Genomic DNA, 23847 nt, shown 5'->3' with positions numbered 1-23847 from the left:
TTTTGTAGGTAGAAACTCAATCACCCGCCTTCTAATACAAATACTCCAAACTCCACTCTCCCTCTATCGGTCATCAAAGACTCTCATCAGGTTTAACATTTTTGAAGCTTCATTGAGATATATCCTTTATAGGGGATACAATTTACAATTATTAGTATGAGAACCAGTTAGATTTTCAGAGAAAGCATGACCTGTAACGGAAAGGTTTTGGAACGTTTCTAAGTCTTGTTTGTAAACAGCAGCATCCCAACTTACTTTTGAGACAATACTCGTGGTGATCTCATGTGAAATTCCTGTTGATTCACTTAATAGTTTTGCAGCCTTAGGCGGGTATTCTCTCACAAATTGGTGTGTTCGCAAATGAGCTCTTAAGTAGGCTATGACAATGTCATCATTTAGCTAAGCCCAGTTGTCTCTTGCGACTAGACCTGTTAAATAGTCATCTGTATAACCGTCAAATCGGATGGTTGCTGCGCCTTGTGATTCAGAAAGGCAGACATATTCTTCCACATGACACTTGTCCCTACGACTTTTTCGATAATATTCGAGAAACTTAAGCTCATGTCTTGATTGATCACCTCATAGCTTGCGTTTAATTCCCAAAGAAGTCGATGTAACCGATACCCTGCACTAGAGTTCATCAAAGTAGCTAGGGAGAACTAGTGTTTTTTTATTGCTTTCATTATTATCACCTATACTTTATATCAAAAAATAGTATAAAAAAAGCAAGAAATGTAATTTTTATTTCGAATTTTTGGTGATAAGCTATATTTGTACAATTTTTAATTAGATTTAGAACATTTATAGGGGTGTGGTATAGAAAAACGATTGCTGTTCAAGCTGCTCCAACCATTGAAGAAACTGAATTTATTCTTTCACTAAGTGAACGTCCTGAATCCATCATTGGTGTAATCGGGTGGATTGACATAGATAATTCTTCTTATGAGAAACAACTGGAGACTTTTAGAAAAAATCCGAAGTTTGTTGGAATCTGTTTTATGATCCCAATATGGATTAAGTCCAAATTATTTGAAAGCGTTCTCTTATTTTTGGAATATTGATCTTCCAGTCGAGCTTTTTAGTTCATTCCAGTCATCTTTCTGCCGTATGTGAATTATTAAATCATGTGTCAATTAGAGGTGTAATCGATCATATTGCTAAGCCAGAAATTGGACAAGGGAAATTAGAACCGTGGAAAAGTCAAATGGCTGAAATTGCTAGTCACCCAAACATCTATTGTAAACTATCCGGAATGGTAACAGAAGCAAACCACCAAGAATGGAAAAAAGAGGAGTTTATTCCTTATGTATATCATATCATGGATGTTTTAGGGATTCGCCGTGTTATGTATGGAAGTGATTGGCCAGTTTGTTTATGGCAGCTAGTTATAAAGATGTTTACAATCTATTAAACGATACACTTATAAACTATGTTTCAAAGGAAGAAAGAGAATTGGTATTTGGTAAAAATGCGATAGATTTTTACAAACTTAATAATAGAAAAGAGGAGGAAGAATTTTGAAATATAGAAAATTAGGAAAAACTGGATTAGATGTGTCTGTACTTAGTTATGGTGCGTCGTCACTTGGGGCGGTTTTTAGGGAAATTAATGAAGATGAAGGAATTAAGTCTGTTCATGCTGCCATTGATCAAGGCATTAATTTGATTGATGTTTCACCATTTTATGGATTAACAAAGGCAGAGACGGTTCTAGGGAATGCATTAAGAGATATTTCACGAGATAAATATTACCTTTCTACTAAAGCGGGTAGATATGGTAAAGATGAGTTTGATTTTTCAAAGAACAGTATAACGAAAAGTTTAGAGGAAAGTCTTCAAAGATTGGGTACGGATTATGTAGACATTTTATTATTACATGATATTGAATTTGGCTCTTATGATCAAGTGATAGAGGAAGGAATTCCTGCATTAGAGGAGTTAAAAGAACAGGGTAAAATTCGATTTTACGGAGTATCTGGATTACCTCTATCTATTTTTGATAAAGTTCTTAGCAAAGCAGATTTAGATGTTATTCTATCCTATTGTCATTATTCATTAAATGATACGTCTCTTTTATCTCTTATCCCTTTATTAGAAGAAAAGCAGGTGGGATTAATTAATGCTTCTCCGCTCTCAATGGGATTATTAAGCACACGCGTTGTAGCGGATTGGCATCCTGCTGATGAGGAAATAAAGCAGGCGTGTCAAAAAGCTGCGGAATATTGTAAACAACACGGTGAAGATCTGGCTAAATTAGCTATTCAATATTCTGTACAAAATGAGTTGATTCCTACTACTTTAGTTAGTACTGCAAGTGTAAAAAACATAACTCGAAATATTAAATGGACTGAGGAACCAATAAATGAGGATATTTTAGTAGCTGTTCTTGATATTTTCAAACCTATTCATAATAAAACGTGGCGAAGTGGCAATGCAGAGTGGAATTAGGTGGAGGAATTCTACAGTCGAGACTGCTGAAAAGTTGATGGAGCATGATAAAATGGCAATAAATACATATGCTTAAAAAATCTTTCCTTATAAAACACGTACAATCTCAAACATTTAATTTGAAAGAAATCGAGGTCAGCTATATAAAGAATAATACAGCTTGTTTTATCGCTAAAATTTACTCATTAAAAATAGAGGTGTCACGTTTGTTTACTAATTTTACCTTGGATGAAGTAGTGTTGACAGACAAATATTTTGCTTTTCGAAGAGAACTCGTAAAAAAGTATATTGTTGAATTTGACACCAATCGACTTATGCATACGTTTAAAATTAATGCTGGAATCCCATCAAATGCAGAGCCGCTGGGCGGTTGGGAAGACGTTGAGTGCGGTCTTAGAGGACATTTTGTAGGACATTTTCTTTCTGCCTGCTCCAAATTCGCATATGCTGATAAGGATGAATTTTTGAAAACAAAAGCAAATGAGATCGTTGATATTATGGATTTGTGTGCAAAATCAAACGGTTATCTGAGCGCATTTGAAGAAGAGAAGCTTGATATGCTGGAATTCGAGGAGAACAGGAACGTATGGGCACCCTACTATACCTTGCACAAAATTATGCAAGGACTGGTTGATTGTCATATTTTTCTCAGCAGCGATAAATCCCTAGCACTTGCGGTTAATCTAGCATATTACATTCATAGACGATTTGAGAATCTTTCCTTCTGGAAAATCGACGGTATCCTCCGTTGTACGAAGGTTAATCCGGTGAATGAGTTTGGCGGAATTGGTGATTCCCTCTACACCCTGTATGACATTACAGGCGATTCCAAAATACTCGAATTGGCCAATATTTTCGATAGGGATTATTTTATAGATAATCTTGAAGCCGATAACGATGTGCTTGAAAATCTGCACGCTAACACTCACCTTCCAATGATTATTGCCGTAATGCATAGGTATAACATCAGTGGCGAGAAAAAATATAAGACAGCGGCGGTAAATTTTTATGATTACTTATTAGGAAGGACTTTCGCAAACGGAAACAGCAGCTCAAAGGCCACTGCCTTTATTAAAGGCGGAGTTTCCGAAAAATCGGAACACTGGGGAGGCTTTGGAACGCTTGGAGATGCGTTAAAAGGTGGTGAAAGCGAGAGTTGCTGTGCACATAATACGGAACGTATTCTTGAGAGGTTGTTTGAATGGTCCGCATCGATTGAATATTTGGACCATATGGAAATTCTGAAATATAATGCCATATTAAACAGTGCAAGTGATAAAACTGGCCTTTCACAGTATCATCAGCCTATGGGGAGTTGCGCCGTCAAAAAATTTAGTGGCTTGTTTGATTCCTTCTGGTGCTGTACCGCATCGGGAGTCGAAGCTATGAGTGAAATTCAAAAGAACATCTGGTTCAAAAACGAGGACGCAATACTACTCAATGCTTTTATCTCATCGAAGGTTGTTTGGAATGAAAAGAATGCCAAAATTACTCAGCTTACGGAATTTCCAGACAATCTTACGTCTACGCTCATGATTGAAGTCGCTGCACCTACAAAGTTTAAACTAATGTTAAAGGGAGAAGCAGTCAAAGCAATAAAAATCAATTCCATTCTTATTGACCTTAAGAAGGAGCACGGGTACATCGTTATTGATCGTGTTTTTAACAATAAGGATAAAATCGAAATTGAAATCGATATTTTCTTGCATTTAGTTCCGCTCCAAGGCAGTGAAGGTTTAGCGGCGGTAATGTTTGGAAATGTTTTACTCGCTCAGATTGGACAGACTTCTCCTTTGAAGGGTATTACGAATCGCAATATCAATGAAACATTCGTTAAGCTTCAAAAGGATAGGTTAGAATTTGCTGTGGATGACGATCAGGGCAATAAAGTGACATTCATACCACTGTACAAAGTTGAAGAAAAAGAATACACAGTATATTTAGATTTGACAGGAACTTTATCGCAAAATAGCAGTTTTTCCTTTGCCAAGGATGGCAGCGCGGCATACGAAGAAACATGAGTGCTAAATGGGAGGAATATATGGCTAGCAAAATACAATTTGAATTGGTTGTCCAATAGCTCAAAATACGGTGAATCCATGCCCTGTGACGGCTTTGATACCTGAGTCAATATTAGCCGTAGAGGAAGTGGAGCTGATCCTCATGGAAAGAGAATTAGAAGAAAGTCTGCAGAAAAAAGCACCGCTTTACAGCATAGTTTGATCTCACCTTCGAGCCATGAAACTTGGAAGTTGTTAGTTAATTTGGTGGTAATCGGATTTCATTTGATATCCTGGAATCTCCAGGCAAGCCTGCTGGAATCCGGATTATTCCAGAGAAAAAGAACTTACTTATGGTGGTCAGTCACTATGCTTTGCGGTCATTGAGAAAATCGTGTGAAAGCAGATTAATTCCGACAGCGGAAATCAAGAGAACAGATAAAGTTGAAGGGGCTGCAACGCGTTTTGCACACAATTCCATAATATCAACGCATTTTTTTGTTTTCAAGAACGCATCCTTATCAGCAAAGGTAAATTAAGAGCAGGTAGAAAGAAACTGTCCCACAAAATTTCCTCTTAGTCCTCACTTAATGTCTTCTCAACCGCCAAGCTAAACGTATGTATAAGAAGATGTTACTAGACTTCATTCAAACAATGAACTTGATGATAATAGTAGAGTTTTTCAAGAGCGGAACTTACAACCTAACCTATTAAGTACGACAAACAATTATTTAACTTTTAACTAATGACTGCGAGCTATGCAAGTTGCAGTGATTGTTTTATTACTTGTTGTAGCGCAAGCAACATTTAAAATAAATCAGCAATTTCTTTTTATATCTAGAAAAACGTGATAAAGTAGTAGTATTAACGCTGAATGGGTTCTATTTTTTTATCGCCCGAAAATGAAAGCGTTATCTTTTTTTGGGGAGGAGGGATTTTGTTGCCTTTAAACACTAGATTATCTAAGACATTCAGAAGATACTTAATTTCGTACATAATTATTCTTTTATTTCCACTTATTACGGGCATAATATCATACCAAGTGTCAATGGATGTTGCAAAGGAAAGTTCAATTGAGTCAAGTGAGTTGATTTTAAATAAGAGTAAGGAAATTTTAGAAGGAAGAATAACGGAAATTGATAGGTTTACTAGACAGCTTGCAATTTATGATTTTAATCAACATTTAATTGCTAGATTGGATCCTAAGAAGATAGATATGTATAGTTTAATAGAAACTTCACGTTTTATTTCAACTTATGCCCATTCGAACGATTTTTTAGAGGACTTTTATATCTATTTTAATAATTATGATGCTGTTTTAAAAGGTGGATCCGTTTATTTTAGAGCTGACCATTTTTATGAAATTTATCATTATAATGATCTTTCTTATGATCAATGGAAAAAAAATATTTTAGAAGCAAATCATCAAGGTGAAATACTCCCACTTAGTTCATATACAAGTAATAAAAAAGAGCTTTCTGTCATCAGTTATGTCCAATCGCTGCCCTTTAATAGTTTTGACCAACCATTGGGTACGGCAGTTGTGACGATTGATCAACAACAAATTGGTGTTCTATTAGAAGGTTTATCTAAACAGTATGGAGGCTGGGCCTTTGTTGCTGACAAAGAGGGACATCCTCTTACAATGATGGGGATTGGTGAGGTTCAAACAAAAGAAATTGTCAATAAGCTAGAAAGCGATACAGATTCTTCACCTAAGATCATAGATAATGAAACGATGCTATTATCTATTCAGTCAGACTTCAATGGTTGGCATTATGTTGCAGGTATCCCAAAACAAGGATTAATGAAAAAGGCGGAAAGTATTAAACAAATAACATGGATTGTTACTGGTAGTACGCTAGTAGTTGGAATCTTACTTTGTTTGTTCCTTGCATATAGAGATAGTACACCTATCAATAATCTAATGAATGTAGTAAAAGACCAATTTGGTTCGGAGCCTGTTACCCACAAAAATGAATTTGACTTTTTGCATGGAAATATTTCGAAGTTAATAACGAATCATCAATCGTTAGAAAATGAACTAACAAATCAAAATGAATTATTGAAAGATTCTTTTATAAAAAGTTTATTGAATGGAGAAGTATACTCACAGAAAGGAATATCCGAAAGGGCAGAGCAATTGCAAATATTCTTTAAAGGGGAGTTTGGCTATGTAGGAATCTTGAAAATTAATGGGTATGGAGATATGGAGAATAAAGAGATTCATAAAGAGTTGAGTTCATCACGTTTTATTATTAAGCGCGCGCTCAAAGAACTAGAACCAACGATTCTTATGACCGATTTACATTCAGATAAGATTGTTTTTATTCTTACTTTTCATCAAGAAAAAGTATCAAATGCTAATCATGAAGTAAAACGTCTTATCAATGCACTTACTCAGTTAGTAGAAAAGTCATATCGTATTTCGGTTTCAACGTATATAGGGAAAGCCTTCAAAAGTTATCAGCAAATAAGCCGTTCTTATTATGAAGCAAGACAGGTCTTAGACTTTACGTTTACTGAAATAAATGAGAGCAAGATCTCTTGGTATCAAGATATTGTAAAAGAAACTCGCATTTTTTATTATCCAATTGATCTTGAGCTTCGTCTGATCAATTTGCTAAGAGCAGGAGAAACAAATGATATCAAAGAAATATTAAAGCAAATTTTTCAAGAGAATTTTTATGAAAAAGAATTATCGCCTCAAATTGTAGAGCAGTTACTTGAACAAATGAAATCTACGCTTATAAAGGCATTTTACTCAGATACGTACAAATATAGTGATGAATCGAAGACATTAATAGATAAAGTGCTACAGATTCAACTGAATCTTGGAATAGAACAAGTTTGGAAAAGGTTTGAATGTATAGTAGATGAGTATTGTAGTTTAGTAAATAAGAGAAAAAAAGAAACAAATGATCACTCTGTAAAGTTAATAATTGAGTTATTAGAAGAAAACTATGGTGATTCTGACCTATCTTTGTACCGAATCTCAGAAAAAATAGGTCTTCCTGAAAAATTTGTTTCCCAACTTTTTAAGGAGCAATTAGGTGAATATCTATCTGATTATATTGAGAAATTACGGATTACAAAAGCGTCTGAGTTACTTATCACAACTGACTTGACCATTGAAGAGATATCGGTAAAAGTTGGCTACAATTCTGCCCATTCATTCCGCAGGGCTTTTAAAAGGGTGTTAAATGTAACTCCAAAAGTTTATAGACAAGCAACAAATCCAAACGATGAGGGAAAAAATATTTAGAGCTTGAAAACGGTAATAACCTTTTTAAAAACAAGTAGATACATGTCTATTTGTTTTTTTTCTTTGCTTCTTTTTATCTATAGATTAAATGTTAAAAAAGTAGGGATGATAATGAAGTATTTTTTGTCTGGTACTAACAGTACGCTTAAGCTAACAATACGTGCAAGTCGTACATGCCCACTTTTTCGTTAAATGTACCTTTTCATACTATAAAAACACGCATTGAGCTTATTGTACCTAAAAAAATCAATTGTACCTTCGCACTCTTCTTTACATTCTTATTAGCTAAGGTTGTGACTCTTTATTTAGCGATTAAAGGCAGTTAGTAAAGCGTTTACATTATAGTACTTCTTTATTGTCCCATTCAATTTTAATTGAACCTATCTAAATATTCTAAAAAAATGCTACATTCAATTTAGAATTTGTTAGCGTTTACAAAAACAAGAGATTGGAGTGGTTTAATTGAAAGTTGAGGTAGGGAATAAGGTGTCATTCGAGGTGAGAAAAACGATATGGCAAAAGGCGAAAAAGTCCTTTAATAGACACTGGCAATTTTATTTATTGATCATCCCGCCGGTTTTATATTTTCTTATTTTTAAATATATACCTATGGTCAATTCCGTCATAGCATTTAAAGATTATAGTGTTGTGCAAGGTATATGGGGAAGTGAGTGGGTAGGACTTAAGCATTTTGAACTCTTTTTTAATAATCCACAATTTTGGGATCTTATAAGAAATACATTTGTGCTTAGCGTGTATTCGTTAGCGTTGGGGTTTCCGATTCCGATTATTCTAGCACTAGCATTAAATGAAATTCGAAATGGTATTTTTAAAAAGACGATTCAACTGGTAACGTATGCACCCTATTTCATTTCAACCGTTATCATCGTGTCAATGTTAACATTAATGCTTTCCCCTAGGCTTGGAGTAGTCAATAAAATGTTGGGATTTTTTGGTTTGGAATCAATTGACTTTCTCGGTATTCCAAGTATGTTTAGGGATATTTATGTGTTGTCAGATGTATGGCAGCTAGCAGGGTATTCAGCCATTATTTATTTGGCTGCTTTATCTGGTGTGGACCCATCACATTATGAAGCTGCAAAAGTGGACGGGGCTACAAGACTTCAGAGAATTATTTATATTGATTTGCCAAGTATTATGCCTGTTGCAACGATCATTCTAATTTTAAGTGTAGGAAACATTATGGCGATTGGTTTTGAAAAAGTCTTTTTATTACAAAATCCTCTTAATCTTGCGACATCTGAAGTGATTGCAACCTATGTTTATAAAGTTGGTTTATTAAACGCGAACTTTAGTTTTGCAACAGCCGTTGGTTTGTTCAATTCAGTCATTAATCTAGTCTTACTTGTCGGTGTTAATGCACTTGCGAGGAAAACTTCTAATAGCAGCTTGTGGTAACAGGGGGGGATGAAACAATGTTTAAACGTAAAAGTAAAATAAAAGAATCGTATACTGATCGACTTTTTCTTACATTTGTCTATATTTTTCTAATAAGTGTACTGGTAATAGTACTTTACCCACTCATTTATATTGTCAGCGCATCCATAAGCAGCCCTGGTGCCGTTTCATCTGGAAGGGTTTGGTTATGGCCAGTAGACTTGTCATTTAAAGGGTATGAAGTTATCTTTAGCAATCCTCAAATTGTAACTGGGTATGCTAACTCACTATTTTATACTTTTTTTGGTACGTTAATTAGTGTGACATTGACTGTATTGATTGCTTATCCGTTATCAAGAAAAACATTCTTTGGCAGAGGGTTTTTAATGATATTTATCGTGTTCACAATGCTTTTTTATGGAGGGTTAATTCCTACTTATCTAGTTGTACAATCGCTAGGAATGGTAGATACGAGATGGGCTCTTCTGATTCCTAATGCTATAGCAGTTTGGCAAGTTATTATTGCACGTACTTTCTTTCAATCGTCTATACCAGACGAATTAGTAGAAGCAAGTGAAATGGATGGATGTAGTGATATACGATTCCTTTGGTCAATCGTGTTACCTTTGGCTAAGCCTATTATAGCCGTTCTTGTTTTAATGTATGCGGTCGGCCAGTGGAATGCATACTTTGACGCTTTGATTTACTTAAGGAGTCCCGAGCTGCATCCTTTGCAATTGATACTCAGAAATATAATTATTTTAAATACCGGCGCTTCTGGTTCAATGGATGCCTCCCAAATGTTAGAACGACAGCAGCTAGCTGACTTAATGAAATATTCTTTAATCGTTGCTGCGAGTTTACCTGTTATGATCATTTATCCATTTGTTCAGCGTCACTTTGTAAAGGGGATGATGATTGGTTCAGTTAAAGGATAAGCACGATAAATCTGGTAATGAAAGGGGGGATGCAAGTAGATATTGATAGTATGAGTCGTCTTTACATGTATTTGCTAGATTGCTAATGTTTTAACATTTTAATGAAAAGGGGATTGTACGATGAAAAAGAAAATGATGTTATTTTTATCACTAATACTTTTTGCGAGTATTGTTCTAATTGGTTGTAGTTCTAACGAAACAGAAGGCTCCAAACAAGATAATGAAGGTGGACCTGTTAATATAAAGGTTTTTGCACCACAAACTGCAGAACAAAATTTAGCATCCAACTACTTCACGAAATTAGCAGAAGAGAAGTTTAACATCGAATTTGATTGGCAAGTAACGACTTATGATGGTACTTCTGCAAGTGAAGTAAGGAATATTGCGCTTGCCAGTGGCGATTATGCAGATCTGTTCCTTCTTGTTCCGTGGGTTGATCAGTTTTCTCAGACAGATTTACTACGTTATGGAAAACAAGGTGTTGTACTTCCTTTAAATGATTTAATTGATGAACATGCTCCAAATATTAAAGAAGTTATAGCGAGTCACCCTTACTATGAATCAATGATAACGGCTCCAGATGGAAATATTTATGGCCTGCCCCATTTAAATGAGTGTTTCCATTGCTCGTACGGAAACAAATTTTGGATTAATACAGCATGGATTGAAAAATTAGAGTTGGACATGCCTTCAACTACAGAAGAACTAAGAGATGTCTTAACTGCTTTTAAAACGCAAGATCCAAATGGAAATGGAAAAGCAGACGAGGTTCCGTTAAGTGGCTCACCTAGTGTACCTGAATCTTCAGTTATTCCATATTTAATGAATGGCTTCATTTATGATGATTCAAGATCACGATTGCTTTTGAATAAAGGAAAAGTTGAAATGGCAGCAAATAAGGAAGAATGGAAGGAAGGGTTAGCTTATATAAAATCCTTATATGATGAGGGGTTAATAGACCAAGGGGCATTTTCACAAAATACTGAAGCACATCAAAAGTTAGGGAATAATTCAGAAGCGCAAATTGTAGGTGCGTCTACTGCTATGCATCCATATATGTTTGTAACAGATGAAGACTATTTAAAAAATTATGATGCTGTTGCACCACTTAAAGGACCACATTCTGAGTATGCAACATATAACTATCCTAGTACTCCAGGAGGAGCATTTGTATTAACGAATAATGCAAGCGAGGAAGCACAAATTGCTGCAATTAAGTTAGTAGATTACATGTTTACAGAGGAAGGGCGTATTCTCAGTCATCATGGTGAAAAAGACGTAAGTTGGAGAGAACCTCAAGAAGGCGAAGTGGCAATTGAAGAAGGGGTAGAGCCTAATTTGGCACTAATTCATCTTGAAGATGGTGAAGATCCACGGAACGATAATTGGAGTGCATTGGCGCAATATTATCATTCAAGAGAATTTAGAGATGGCTTAGTCCAAGCGACAGACATTTATACAGATGGAGGATTTGAGCGCAGATTACAGGAAGTAACACATTTATATGAAGGAAAAGAGCCTTCTGAGGTATTCCCGCATTGGGCAATCTGGATTGATCCTGCTGTTGCAGATGAAGTTGCGATGATTCAAACGAATATTAAGGATTATATTGAACAGAATTCACTACAATTCATTACAGGTTCGAAGGATTTAGATAAGGAATGGGATGCGTACGTTCAAGGGTTTGAACAACTAAACCTTAATCGCTACCTTGAAATTATGCAAGAAGCTTATGATAACTCTGATTTGTAAACTAGAGCTATGAGAAGCTGAGCAATTTAATAAGAACCGATGAAGATTTGATACCTTCGTCGGTTCTATCCTTATGCTTTTCTACTACCACTAATTTTGATTGAAAAAAGTGCTTATGACTTATGAGTCAAATTAGTTGTTGCTAGGTATGAGAATTTGATATATAGAGCGAACTCGGTTCTGAAATTCATTCGATAAAATGATAGAAGGAGAAAGCAGCCTTGAATAATAATATGATTTGGTTTGATAAACCTGCAAAGACATGGAATGAGGCACTACCTATTGGGAATGGTCGATTAGGTGCAATGATATATGGAAAAACATCTGTTGAACAAATTCAGTTAAATGAAGAATCGGTCTGGTATGGTGGATCAAGGGATAGAAACAATCCAGATGCATTGGAAAACCTGCCAAAAATAAGGTCCTTATTAAAGGAAGGTAGGTTAAGTGATGCTGAACAGCTAGCAACTTATGCGCTATCAGGAACACCTGATACTCAGAGGCATTATATGACACTTGGTGACCTTTTTTTAAATTTTGGTCACGAGGAAGTTGAAGGATATACTAGGAAGCTTGACTTAGAAAAAGCGATTGTATCTGTTGATTATTCTTTTAATAATAAAAAATATAAAAGAGAAATTTTCTCCAGTTCTCCCAATCAAGTAACCACTATTCGTATTACATCTAATGAAATTGGATCGATCTCGTTTACTGCTAGACTTTCAAGAGATCAGAATCGAAATGTTGAAAGGGTGTCTTCAAAAAGAAAAAATAGTCTCGTTATGGAAGGAAATTGTGGTGGTCAAAGTGGATCTGATTTTTCCACTGTCTTATCTGCCTTTGCAGAGGGAGGAACAGTAGAAACAATTGGCGAACATCTGATTGTTCGTGACGCTGATTCAGTCCTGTTATTTCTAGCAGCTGAGACAACCTTTCGTCACACTGATCCAGAAGAGGAATGTTTCAAAAAGATTGACCAAGCAGTGAGTGAAACGTATGAACAACTGAAGCAGCATCATATAGAAGATTATTCTGCTTTCTATAAACGCATGGAGCTGAGTTTAACTGATGAATATAATAAAGAGTTACTCGAGTTGCCAATAAACGAAAGAATGAATAGGGTAAAAAGTGGGTTAGAAGATCAAAAGTTAATAGAATTGTATTTCCAGTTTGGTCGTTATTTGTTGATATCAAGCAGTAGACCTGGCACACTTCCAGCAAACCTGCAGGGAATTTGGAACGACAAAATGAGACCACCTTGGGATAGTAAATATACGATTAATATTAATGCACAAATGAACTATTGGCCTGCTGAAGTATGTAATTTATCAGAATGTCATGAACCATTATTTGATTTAATCGAACGAATGCGAGTAAATGGCAGACAAACAGCAAAGGTCATGTATGGATGCAGAGGGTTTGTAGCACATCATAATACCGATATATGGGGAGATACAGCTCCGCAAGATATTTACCCTCCGGCTACTTATTGGCAAATGGGTGCGGCTTGGCTTTGCCTCCACTTATGGGAGCATTATCAATTTAACTGTGACAAAGGTTTTCTTAACCAATGTTATGAGACGATGAAAGAGTCCGCAGAATTCTTTTTAGACTTTTTAGTAGAAATCGAGGGGGGGTACCTCGTAACTAGTCCATCTGTTTCACCAGAAAACACTTATATTCTTCCTAATGGTGAAAAAGGAACGTTGTGTATCGGTCCATCAATGGATAGCCAGATCTTGCGTGAATTATTTTATGCGTGTATTGAGTCAAGTGAAATCCTTGAGAGAGATGAAGAATTTAGAGAAGAATTGGTTAAAGTTATAAAGCGTTTACCAGAAACGAAAATAGGTAAATATGGTCAAATTCAAGAATGGATGGAGGATTATGAGGAGGCAGAACCAGGGCACCGCCATATTTCCCATTTATTTGCGCTTCATCCTGGGAAGCAAATTAGCGTCACACAAACTCCAGAGCTTGCGATGGCAGCTAGAACAACTTTACAAAGAAGGCTTGAAAGTGGGGGGGGACATACTGGATGGAGTCGTGCTTGGATTATCAATATGTGGGCAAGACTTTTGGACGGCGAACTTGCTTATTCAAATATAGTAGAAATGTTGAAGCATTCGACACTTCCGAACCTATTAGATAACCATCCACCTTTTCAAATCGATGGGAATTTTGGTGGAACTGCAGGAATTGCTGAAATGCTTCTACAAAGCCACACTGGTTCAATTCATTTTCTTCCGGCAATACCGAAAGAATGGAAGAAAGGATTTGTTAAGGGAATTAAAGCTCGTGGTGGGTTTACCCTTGATTTACATTGGGATAATGGCTCAATAGAACGGGCAGTCATTCATTCTTTATACGGAAATGAATGCAAAATAAACTGGGTCGGCCCCTTCCAGTTAACTGATAACAATAATAAAAAGGTAAATGATTTACATCAGTGCGATGGAATGATTCGTTTTTCGACTGAACGAGAAGCTGTGTACACGCTTTCAAGTATTGGCAACGAATAGTAGTGTTTTACGAACCAAGAACATTACTTGAAATGTAAGGGAATAATGAGATCAAAAATTAAAATAGAGGTGCTTATAATGACAAAGCAAGGATTGAATCCTTATCTTCCGTCATGGGAATATATTCCGGACGCGGAACCGTATGTATTTAATGACAGAGTGTATGTTTATGGGTCGCATGACCGTTTTAATGGACATGCCTATTGTTTAAATGATTATGTATGCTGGTCTGCATCCGTAGATGATCTGGCTGACTGGCAGTATGAAGGTGTAATATACAAAAAAACAGATGACCCGCTGAACCCTGATGGAAGAATGTGCCTTTATGCTCCTGACGTCACACTTGGTCCGGATGGAAGATATTATTTGTACTATGTACTTGATAAGGTCTCCGTTGTATCGGTAGCTGTTTGTGATACTCCAGCAGGGAAGTATGAATTTTATGGATATGTACATGATTCAGATGGAGTACGACTAGGAGAAAGAGAGGGTGATGAACCGCAGTTTGACCCTGGTGTACTGACAGAAGGAGATCAAACATTTCTATATACCGGATTTTGTGCAGTTGGCGATAAATCGAGAAGTGGGGCGATGGCAACGGTTCTAGGACCGGATATGCTTACGATCTTGGAAGAACCCGTTATTGTAGCACCGAGTGAACCTTACAGTGCGGGGAGTGGTTTTGAAGGACATGAATTTTTTGAGGCCCCTTCTATAAGGAAGAAAGGGGATACTTTCTATTTAGTCTATTCCTCAGTTGTCATGCATGAACTTTGTTACGCTACTAGCAGCCATCCGACGAAAGGTTTTGTATATAGAGGAGTAATAGTGAGTAATAATGATCTTCACATTGATTCTTATAAGCCAGCAAATAAGCCTATGTATTATGGTGGAAATAATCATGGCAGTATCATTGCTATCAACGATAAATGGTATATTTTTTATCATAGGCATACGAATGGATCAAATTTCAGCCGCCAAGGGTGTATCGAACCAATTGAATTCCTAGGTGATGGGACGATTCCGCAGGTAGAAATGACATCCTGTGGTTCGAATGGCGGGCCACTTATCGGACAAGGAGAGTATCCAGCATATTTAGCATGCAACCTGTTCTGTCGAGATGAGGAAATATATACAGGTGATCTATGGATGGATAGCCAATTTCCGAAAATTACACAGGATGGAAAAGATGGGGATGAAGAAACCGGATATATTGCCAATATGACTGATTCTGCAACAGCAGGATTTAAATATTTTGACTGTCAGGGAATTAAAAAGGTCAAAATTAAGGTAAGAGGATATTGTAATGGTGAATTTGAAGTGAAGACATCATGGGATGGTGAAACACTCGGAAAGATACCGGTTAATTTTACAAATGTATGGACTGAATACTCGTCTGACATAGTTATCCCAGACGGTATACAGGCATTATATATTACATACACGGGAAATGGTAGGGCTAGTCTAGCTTCTTTTACACTGGAATAGAAGTCACAGAGAATGCTATTATTTTCAAAAAATAATAATTAATAGATTAAGATATGAGAAGGTAGGTATGTATGTATCATGGAGGTAATACGCTATGAACAAAAAGAAGACCATTTACTGATTGAAAGTACAAATGGGGTGATAAAAATCACCCCATATACAAGCTCAATCATTCGTATCCGTTATACATTAGAGAAAGAATTTAGCTTAAAAGAAAGTTTAATGGTTGAACAAGATGCACAAGAACTTGTTGATTTTTCAGTACATGAAACAGACAGTGTAATCGTGTTTTCAACTTCTAATGTGCAAATTCAAATTAATAAACAAACATCAGCTTTTACGTATACAGATTCATCAGGCCAGATTTTAGCAAAGGAACCTGAACGTGGTGGGAAAACACTTGTCCCAGTTGAAGTGGTTACATCTGTTTTTGACCAACATACGGAGATTCAGAATTCACAAAGTGTAGATGGTGCTCGTGCTAAAGCCATCCCATCAAAGCAAGTCGTGGATCGAACGGCGTATCATACCAAACTTGAATTCGAATGGTCAGATGATGAAGCGCTCTACGGTCTAGGTTCACACGAGGAAGGGATTTTAAATTTAAGGGGTACTCATCAATATTTATATCAGCAAAATATGAAGGCAGTAGTACCCGTTTTGGTCTCAACAAAAGGGTACGGAGTCGTTGTAGATAGTTATTCATTGATGAAGTTCCATGATGATATGTATGGTTCATATATTTGGACAGATGTTGATAGCGAAATGGACTATTACTTTGTTTACGGCCCCAATTTTGACCAAATTGTAAGTTCCTACCGTCATCTTACAGGAAAAGCAACGCTCTTGCCAAAATGGGCTTTTGGTTATGTTCAGTCGAAAGAGCGGTACAAATCGCAAGAGGAGTTAGTCTCGATTATAAAAGAGTACAGAAAACGTCAAGTTCCACTTGATGCAATTGTTCTAGATTGGCAATCATGGACGGGGAATCTTTGGGGGCAAAAATCTTTTGATCCCGAACGTTTTCCAAATCCAACACAAATGATGCATAATATTCATGACTTGAATGCTAAACTGATGGTTTCCATTTGGCCAATTATGAATAACGATGGACCAAATCATGTGGAAATGAAGCAAAAGGGCTATCTTCTAGGGAATCAAGCGACCTATGATGCATTTCGTGAAGAAGCACGTAATTTGTACTGGAAACAGGCAAATGAAGGATTGTTTTCTCATAGCATTGATGCATGGTGGTGTGACTGTACAGAACCTTTTGAGGCAGATTGGACTGGGAAAGTGAAACCTGAACCGGAAGAAAGACTTCGTATTAACACGGAAGAATCAAAAAAATATTTGGATCCTGGTTTTATTAATGCCTATTCGCTTCTACATTCAAAAGGAATCTATGAAGGACAACGGCAGACAACTGAAACGAAACGAGTCGTTAATTTAACAAGATCCACTTATGCAGGCCAACAAAAGTATGGAACGATTGCATGGTCTGGAGATATCACTGCCAATTGGGAAACCATGCGAAAGCAAATCGCTGATGGATTAAATTTCTGCGTGACTGGCGTGCCATACTGGACATTAGATATTGGCGGATTCTTTGTCTCTAAAAAGGATCAGTGGTTTTGGAATGGAGACTATCAAGATGGTTGTGAAGACTTGGGATATCGTGAGCTTTATGTTAGGTGGTTGCAATATGGCACATTTTTACCGATGTTCCGAAGCCACGGCACAGATACACCAAGAGAGGTCTGGAGATTCGGTGAGCCGGGTACAATGTTTTACGACACGATTGTAAAATTTATAAAGTTACGGTATCGATTATTACCTTATATTTACTCGATTGCAGGTTGGGTGACTCATCAGGATTATACGATGATGCGAACCTTAGCTTTCGATTTTAGAAATGATTTGAAAACCCATAATAGTAAAGACCAGTTTATGTTTGGACCCGCTTTCTTGGTTAATCCTGTAACGGAAGCAATGTATTATAGTAACAAATCGGTTGAGATTGAAGGTGCAAGTAAAAAACGTATGGTCTATTTGCCATTTGGTACAGATTGGTATGATTTCTGGACAAACGAACGGATATCTGGAGGTCAACAAATGGAGGCAGCTGCTGATCTTGAAACAATGCCTTTATATGTACGTTCTGGATCTATTGTACCATTTGGACCCGATATTCAATATAGTACCGAAGAGTCGACAGACCCATTAGAATTGAAAGTTTACAAAGGGGAAGATGGTAGTTTTACGCTATATGAAGATGAAGGTGATAATTACAATTATGAAAAGGGAGAGTTTTCAACCATACTTATACGCTGGGAAGACGAAGAAAATCGTCTTGTCATCGAAAAGCGTCAAGGATCTTTTCATGGGATGAAGAGTACTAAAGAATTAGTAATAACTCTTATTAACGGTAGAGAAGATAGGATCTCCTCTTCATATAATCAGCGAAAGGTTATTTACAACGGGGAACAGATGATTATTCAATTTAGTTAAAAGTCTTAATGTTATAAACTTTAGTTCTGTGACTAAGAATAATTGTATGATAGTTTGCTAGTTTTCAAAAGATATTACTCATTTCCCATATCAAGGTTCATTTCGGAACATGATATGGGGAAAATTATGAATAAAACATTTAGTACGTTTGAAAAAAGTCACCGATATAATTTAAGGCTAATAGGGAGAAAAGAAGAAGATCTTTTAATGATAATTGGAACAATGTTAAACCTAATACATAAATGAAGACTTAACGCATCTAACTTTGTTACTTTTCAAAAATGAAAATGAATTAAGTAAAGCACTCGGAGGTAAATAAATGAGTAAAATAACGATAACAAACCCGATTATTTGGGCCGATGTCCCAGATCCAAGTGTCATACGAGTGGGGTCAATGTTTTATATGGTTAGTACGAGTATGCATTCGATGCCTGGCTGTCCGATTATGAAATCGCCAAATTTGAAGGACTGGGAAATCGTAAATTATGTGTTTGACAAGTTAGTGGATAATGATGAGCATAATTTGATTGACGAAAAAAATATTTATAGTAAAGGTTCTTGGGCGGCTAGTTTACGTTTTCATAATGATACGTTCTATGTGTGTTTTTCAAGTAATGACACGAAGAATTTCTATGTTTACCAAACAAAAGATATCGAGAACGGCAGGTGGGAACGTTTCGTCATCCGAGGTCTCCATCATGATCCAAGTATGCTCTTTGACGATGGTCATGTCTATGTGATCCATGGCAATGGGGATATTCGTATAACAGAGTTGACTAAAGACGCTACGGCTCTGAAACCTGATGGCATCAATCAGTTACTGTTTGAGACGGAGCGTGAAGGAATTGGCTTGCGATGTGAGGGGTGCCATGCTTATAAGCTAAATGGTTACTATTATTTGTTCTTTATTGATTGGCCGAACACTGGCAATAAACGCAGAAGACAGCTCTGCTATCGTTCAAAGGAGCTTCTCGGTCCTTATGAGCATAGAGTGATTCTCGACAACGATATGGACTATTATAACAATGGGGTTGCACAGGGAGGGATTGTTGATACAAAAGAAGGGGAGTGGTATGCTTTCTTATTCCAAGACCACGATGCTGTTGGGAGAATTCCTTGTGTTGTCCCTGTTACCTGGTCAGAAGACTGGCCTGTATTTGGTTTGGATGGGAAAGTACCTAAAGCTTTTGAAGCACGGTTGCCTGAGGCAGAATCGAAGCCGATTGTCAACAGTGATGAATTCGAGTACTCAGAAAATAAATTAGCGCTTAATTGGCAGTGGAATCATAATCCAGATCATCAATTGTGGTCTTTGCTGGATCGACCCGGCTTTTTGAGATTAGAAACAGGATATTTGACTAACAGCGTTGAATATGCGCGGAATACGTTGACGCAACGGACGGAAGGACCGGAATGCAGTGGTATGACCTTATTGGAAATGCATCAAATGAAACCAGGGGACCGAGCAGGATTAGTTGCCCTGCAGCACTATTTCGGTACGGTTGGAATTCAAGTGTCAGATAACGGCGAATGTTATGTTGCGATGTGTGTCAGAAATGAGGACGGGAATGAAGAAACGGTCGAGTCTATTCGATATGAGAATCAACAAATATATTTGAAAATTGACTTTCATTTCGAAGAGAGCAAGGATATAGCGACCTTTTATTATTCTGAAGACGGTGTATCTTGGCATCAAATTGGACAACCGTTGCATCTGAAATATACATTGGATCATTTCATGGGCTGCAGGATTGGGTTATTCAATTATGCAACCAAGGAGATCGGCGGTTTTGTTGATTTTGATTATTTCCGTTATACAAAATCGTAGGTAGCAATTAATAATTAGGATTTCGGGTTCCTGTCTCCGAGCAGTTTAACACACTGGGGGACTAGGAACCTTTTTGAAGTCTGAGCTCTCTAACCATCTTTTTCTTTGTAGTATATTTACAAATGAAGGAATTATTTGTATGATTAATTCATACATATCAATTCTAGGTAGGTGAGAAACGATGTTTAATCGAGAACTTGTGAAGGGCAGCACTTCTTTATTGTTGTTACAATTGTTAAATGAGAAGGATATGTATGGTTACGAACTTGTGAAAGAAATGGAAAAAAGAAGTGACCACAACCTTCAAGTGAAAGAGGGCACTCTTTATCCTGCTTTACATAAGCTTGAAAAACAAGAGTATGTTGATTTTTATTGGCAAGAGCAACAGAAGGGTCCTGCACGAAAATATTATTGCATTACGAAGTCAGGAAAAGAGATGCTGCAAGAAAAGACGAATGAGTGGAATCGCTTTGTTTCTGTCATGAACAAAATGATTGGAAAAACAGGCCATGATTCGATGTAAAGATCGTTATTTACAACAGTTAGAAAGCAACCTGCGCGAGCATCCAAATAAATACTCCATCCTAGATGAATATGAACAGCATATCGAAATGCTCATGCTAGAGAGAGACAATGACTTTCATTCTACAGAAGATGAGTGGGAATATCTGATCGAGCGACTAGGTAATCCTGAGTATATTGCTTCTCTTTTTAATAAGGAATTTGCGATCTCTCCGTCAAAAACAACATGGATTTTTATCATTTCAAATTTGATCTTTTTCACTGGTGGGCTCATCCTTACGTTTTTCTATAATCAATTTGATGTAAGTGGGATTCAACACTTGTGGAATAGCCTGACAAACTTTAAATCACTTTTTATTTTATTGTATTTATTTTTCTGGATCTTACTAGGGTATGAGATAGGGAAAGAGTTTGGGCCAAAAGGGCAAAGCTTACTTGTAAGAACATTTTTACTTTCGCTTATTCCAAACCTCACGTTAATGTGTCTAGTGGTGTTTCGTGTCATACCACATCAATGGTTTCAGCCGTTATTATCGAATCAATTTATTTTAGCTTGTATAATATTTACAGCACTATTATATCCAGTAAGCTTTTTGGGGTACTATTGGGGAAAGAGGGTATCAGTGTAATATCATTCTTTCTCTATACTTTTAATACACTACCTAGAATTACTATGCTTTGTGATTTATTTTTTATTCTTATACCTAGTTATTCTATATAATCGAAAACAAAAGGAGAATGTCAAATGAATGATCTCAAACGATCAACGTCAAAAGTCTTATTATTGCTTAGCTTCGTGTTCGGTATGTTGTTTCAATGGTTACTGATTGGGACAGAGCCTGGAGCTTCCATTTCACTTACGATTACATTGTTTTATCTGTTGTATTTTTCAAGTATGAAACATACGAAATCAACCCATTTTCGAATGAGTCTATTTGTATTCTTATGCGTCATTCTTATTTCGTTTAGTTACACTGTATTTACGAATACAGCATTACTTGGTTGGAGTCTTTTGATCTTACCATTTCTTGTGGCATTTCATCTTGTGCTATTAACGAGCTCTACTCATATGAAATGGTATCAGTGGGCATTTATTACACATGTCCTTTCCTACTTTGGTTATGCGTTTCACTATCTCTCCCGCTATGCTGCCGTTGGGAAAAGGACGCTCAAACAAAACATGCAGCCTTCTATGTATAACAATCTGAAAATGATTTTCCTTGGATTGGTTATCTCTGTTCCTTTAGTCATGGCCGTGTCTGTATTACTTATGTCTGCAGATGAACAATTTGAAACGTTCTTATCGGGATTTCCGAGATGGCTGATGACACTACAATGGGGAGATAACCTGTTCAGGGTCCTCTTTGGACTGTTCGTTGGATTATTTACATTTGGGTTTATTCAATCAGTAACTCAACCAAAATATAGATTACAAGATAAAAAAGAACCAACCTCGATAAAGTGGAACGAAATTTTAACGGTAACCGTACTCGTTTCGTTAAACCTATTATATTTTCTCTTTGTCTTTGTACAATTTCAATACTTTTTCCAAGGATCTGTTCAAGAAGGGTTAACGTATGCACAATATGCAAGAAGAGGTTTCTTTGAGCTCGTTTTTGTCACATTAATCAACTGGACTGTTTTTCTATCGGTCATCCACTTTGTGCAAACGGGTTCTAAGAAATTAAAATCCGTGATTAAAGTGTTGCTTTCTTTCATGATCCTCTCAAGTGGTGTCATGCTTTTGTCCGCTTTTATTCGTCTGATGCTTTATGAGCAAGAATATGGTTTCACAACAACGCGCTTCCTTGTATATAGCTTCATGATTTTCTTAGGCATTATTTTTATGTATTCATTGGTAAAGGTTTGGCTAAAAAAGCTGTCGCTTGCCCGATTCTACTTTTTTACAGCGATTGTTTGCTTTACGATACTTCATTGCATTCATATGGACGAAATCATCGCCAAGCAAAACATTCAACGTTACGACGAAACAGGAAAGGTTGATATTTATTATTTAAATACATTATCAGGCGCTGGAACTCTTGCTCTAATCCATTTATATGAACAAGATCCTACAATCCCGAACTTAGAAAATCTTTTGCAGGATAAAAAGAGAAACTTACAACAATCACATGTAAAATGGCAAGAATTTAATATAATTGAAAGGGATGCTAGGGATCAATTAGAGAAGCTGAAGCTAAAATAATTTCTGGCTTATGGAAGGCGAGAAGCCGGATAGAAGGTGGGGGGTTGTTTTATATCTAGTTTTTTATTGTGACACTAAGAAAATAAGGGAAACCTATATAAGACAATTAAGGATAAAACAAAGCAGGTATCAGAGGAAAGGGTCCTTCATTAAGGCAATGAAGGACAAAGAGAAGTCATGAATTAAGCAAACTGTCCTTCAAAGTTCTGAAGGGAAAATCAATCAGCTAAAATAGTATACAGTGAGTTGACATTCAACTAGTATAATAAGTATAAGGCCTATTCACCAACTGGTTAGTGAAATAGATGAAACAATCTTGGTGAAAGTTGGCATGAATTCACCCAAGCAGGATTAAATCTATCTTTTGTTGAACTGTAACTTCAGATCAGATGAGTTGGACAAAGGGTTTAAGCTGAATCTTAAAAGAATAAACATGTTGTTGAGGAGGAAAATAGCTTGAGTATTCGTTTTGAAGTGAATAGGACCTTTTATGTATCCCGACAAAAAGCATATTTAGGTTTGCTTGATCTTGATTCTGCTAACCAGTGGATGAAAGGTTTAGTGGGAATAGAGCGAATGGATAAGGGGCCTTTGCAAGTGGGAAGTCAATGGAAGGAAACAAGAAAGATGTTCGGAAAAGAGGCTTCAGAATATTTTGAAGTTGTTCGACTTGAAGAACCTAAAAAAATTGTTCTACGCTGTGATGGAACGAAAGGAACAACGGGCAAAGGAGAATTTGTTTTTACATATATACTTGATTCATTAGATGATCATACCGAAATCACTTTGCATGGTGAGATAAATGGACTGACTGGGTTATCAAAATGGTTTGGTAAAATGATGTCAGGAACCTTTAAAAAAGCCTGTGCGAAAGACTTGGATGCATTAAAAAGTTATTTGGAGTCTTGAGGTAAGGTAATACTTTAGTCGATATATAAGCATTTCAAAAAATCTTGAGTCAATGCCCAAA

17 protein-coding genes are annotated in these 23847 nt (G+C 36.6%); 16 read left to right on the top strand and 1 reads right to left on the bottom strand.

Translation table 11 applies throughout. From position 1 onward, the window contains the following. Positions 1-126 precede the first annotated feature (126 nt). Positions 127-360: a hypothetical protein gene (locus SLH51_RS02500; RefSeq protein ID WP_335958862.1), complete on the bottom strand. Its 234-nt coding sequence runs from the start codon at positions 358-360 to the stop codon at positions 127-129. A gap of 449 nt (positions 361-809) precedes the next feature. Between SLH51_RS02500 and SLH51_RS02495 the strand changes: the two genes are divergently transcribed. The 16 genes from SLH51_RS02495 (at position 810) to SLH51_RS02420 (ending at position 23786) form a co-directional block, all read left to right on the top strand. Beyond that, positions 810-1061 (top strand): hypothetical protein, encoded by a 252-nt coding sequence (locus SLH51_RS02495; RefSeq protein ID WP_335958861.1) that lies wholly within the window; start codon positions 810-812, stop codon positions 1059-1061. 65 nt (positions 1062-1126) lie between these two features. Beyond that, complete coding sequence (locus SLH51_RS02490) at positions 1127-1411, top strand: amidohydrolase family protein (RefSeq protein ID WP_335958859.1); 285 nt, start codon at positions 1127-1129, stop codon at positions 1409-1411. A 106-nt stretch (positions 1412-1517) separates the two neighbouring features. Then, positions 1518-2447 carry an aldo/keto reductase gene (locus SLH51_RS02485; protein WP_335958858.1) on the top strand — a complete coding sequence of 310 codons (930 nt, stop codon included), beginning with the start codon at positions 1518-1520 and terminating at the stop codon, positions 2445-2447. Positions 2448-2515: 68 nt separating this feature from the next. Next, complete coding sequence (locus SLH51_RS02480; protein ID WP_335958857.1) at positions 2516-4468, top strand: beta-L-arabinofuranosidase domain-containing protein; 1953 nt, start codon at positions 2516-2518, stop codon at positions 4466-4468. A gap of 916 nt (positions 4469-5384) precedes the next feature. Beyond that, on the top strand, positions 5385-7712 hold the full coding sequence (locus SLH51_RS02475) for a helix-turn-helix domain-containing protein (RefSeq protein ID WP_335958856.1): 2328 nt from the start codon (positions 5385-5387) through the stop codon (positions 7710-7712). A 462-nt stretch (positions 7713-8174) separates the two neighbouring features. Beyond that, a complete protein-coding gene (locus SLH51_RS02470; protein WP_390183794.1) occupies positions 8175-9131 on the top strand; it encodes an ABC transporter permease in 957 nt (318 codons plus the stop codon). Between the two features lie 17 nt (positions 9132-9148). Beyond that, a complete protein-coding gene (locus SLH51_RS02465; RefSeq protein WP_335958854.1) occupies positions 9149-10048 on the top strand; it encodes a carbohydrate ABC transporter permease in 900 nt (299 codons plus the stop codon). 120 nt (positions 10049-10168) lie between these two features. Then, positions 10169-11800 (top strand): extracellular solute-binding protein, encoded by a 1632-nt coding sequence (locus tag SLH51_RS02460; protein ID WP_335958852.1) that lies wholly within the window; start codon positions 10169-10171, stop codon positions 11798-11800. Positions 11801-12021: 221 nt separating this feature from the next. Beyond that, complete coding sequence (locus SLH51_RS02455) at positions 12022-14322, top strand: glycoside hydrolase family 95 protein (protein ID WP_335958850.1); 2301 nt, start codon at positions 12022-12024, stop codon at positions 14320-14322. A 78-nt stretch (positions 14323-14400) separates the two neighbouring features. After that, positions 14401-15810: a family 43 glycosylhydrolase gene (locus SLH51_RS02450; protein WP_335958849.1), complete on the top strand. Its 1410-nt coding sequence runs from the start codon at positions 14401-14403 to the stop codon at positions 15808-15810. 78 nt (positions 15811-15888) lie between these two features. After that, positions 15889-18321 carry a glycoside hydrolase family 31 protein gene (locus SLH51_RS02445; RefSeq protein WP_335958847.1) on the top strand — a complete coding sequence of 811 codons (2433 nt, stop codon included), beginning with the start codon at positions 15889-15891 and terminating at the stop codon, positions 18319-18321. A 319-nt stretch (positions 18322-18640) separates the two neighbouring features. Then, positions 18641-20149: a glycoside hydrolase family 43 protein gene (locus tag SLH51_RS02440; RefSeq protein ID WP_335958845.1), complete on the top strand. Its 1509-nt coding sequence runs from the start codon at positions 18641-18643 to the stop codon at positions 20147-20149. Positions 20150-20330: 181 nt separating this feature from the next. Further along, positions 20331-20672 carry a PadR family transcriptional regulator gene (locus SLH51_RS02435; protein WP_335958842.1) on the top strand — a complete coding sequence of 114 codons (342 nt, stop codon included), beginning with the start codon at positions 20331-20333 and terminating at the stop codon, positions 20670-20672. Further along, positions 20659-21300, top strand: a complete 642-nt coding sequence (locus SLH51_RS02430; protein ID WP_335958840.1) for a DUF1700 domain-containing protein — start codon at positions 20659-20661, stop codon at positions 21298-21300. The genes SLH51_RS02435 and SLH51_RS02430 overlap by 14 nt, the downstream gene beginning before the upstream one ends. Before the next feature lie 116 nt (positions 21301-21416). Beyond that, positions 21417-22877 carry a DUF4153 domain-containing protein gene (locus tag SLH51_RS02425; protein ID WP_335958838.1) on the top strand — a complete coding sequence of 487 codons (1461 nt, stop codon included), beginning with the start codon at positions 21417-21419 and terminating at the stop codon, positions 22875-22877. 456 nt (positions 22878-23333) lie between these two features. After that, complete coding sequence (locus SLH51_RS02420) at positions 23334-23786, top strand: SRPBCC family protein (protein WP_335958836.1); 453 nt, start codon at positions 23334-23336, stop codon at positions 23784-23786. The last annotated feature ends 61 nt before the right edge of the window (positions 23787-23847 follow it).

The organism is Halalkalibacter kiskunsagensis (genome assembly GCF_037027555.1).
Classification (GTDB): Bacteria; Bacillota; Bacilli; order Bacillales; family Bacillaceae_D; genus Halalkalibacter; species Halalkalibacter kiskunsagensis.
Note: the sequence above shows the minus strand (reverse complement) of the source record. Positions and strands in the feature narration are given on the sequence as shown.

What these genes read in the sequence shown, in the direction of transcription:
- SLH51_RS02480 (WP_335958857.1), top strand. Translation starts at nt 2,516, where the DNA reads ATGCTTAAAAAATCTTTCCTTATAAAACACGTACAATCTCAAACATTT.
- SLH51_RS02465 (WP_335958854.1), top strand. Translation starts at nt 9,149, where the DNA reads ATGTTTAAACGTAAAAGTAAAATAAAAGAATCGTATACTGATCGACTT.
- SLH51_RS02460 (WP_335958852.1), top strand. Translation starts at nt 10,169, where the DNA reads ATGAAAAAGAAAATGATGTTATTTTTATCACTAATACTTTTTGCGAGT.
- SLH51_RS02450 (WP_335958849.1), top strand. Translation starts at nt 14,401, where the DNA reads ATGACAAAGCAAGGATTGAATCCTTATCTTCCGTCATGGGAATATATT.
- SLH51_RS02445 (WP_335958847.1), top strand. Translation starts at nt 15,889, where the DNA reads ATGGAGGTAATACGCTATGAACAAAAAGAAGACCATTTACTGATTGAA.
- SLH51_RS02440 (WP_335958845.1), top strand. Translation starts at nt 18,641, where the DNA reads ATGAGTAAAATAACGATAACAAACCCGATTATTTGGGCCGATGTCCCA.
- SLH51_RS02435 (WP_335958842.1), top strand. Translation starts at nt 20,331, where the DNA reads ATGTTTAATCGAGAACTTGTGAAGGGCAGCACTTCTTTATTGTTGTTA.
- SLH51_RS02430 (WP_335958840.1), top strand. Translation starts at nt 20,659, where the DNA reads ATGATTCGATGTAAAGATCGTTATTTACAACAGTTAGAAAGCAACCTG.
- SLH51_RS02425 (WP_335958838.1), top strand. Translation starts at nt 21,417, where the DNA reads ATGAATGATCTCAAACGATCAACGTCAAAAGTCTTATTATTGCTTAGC.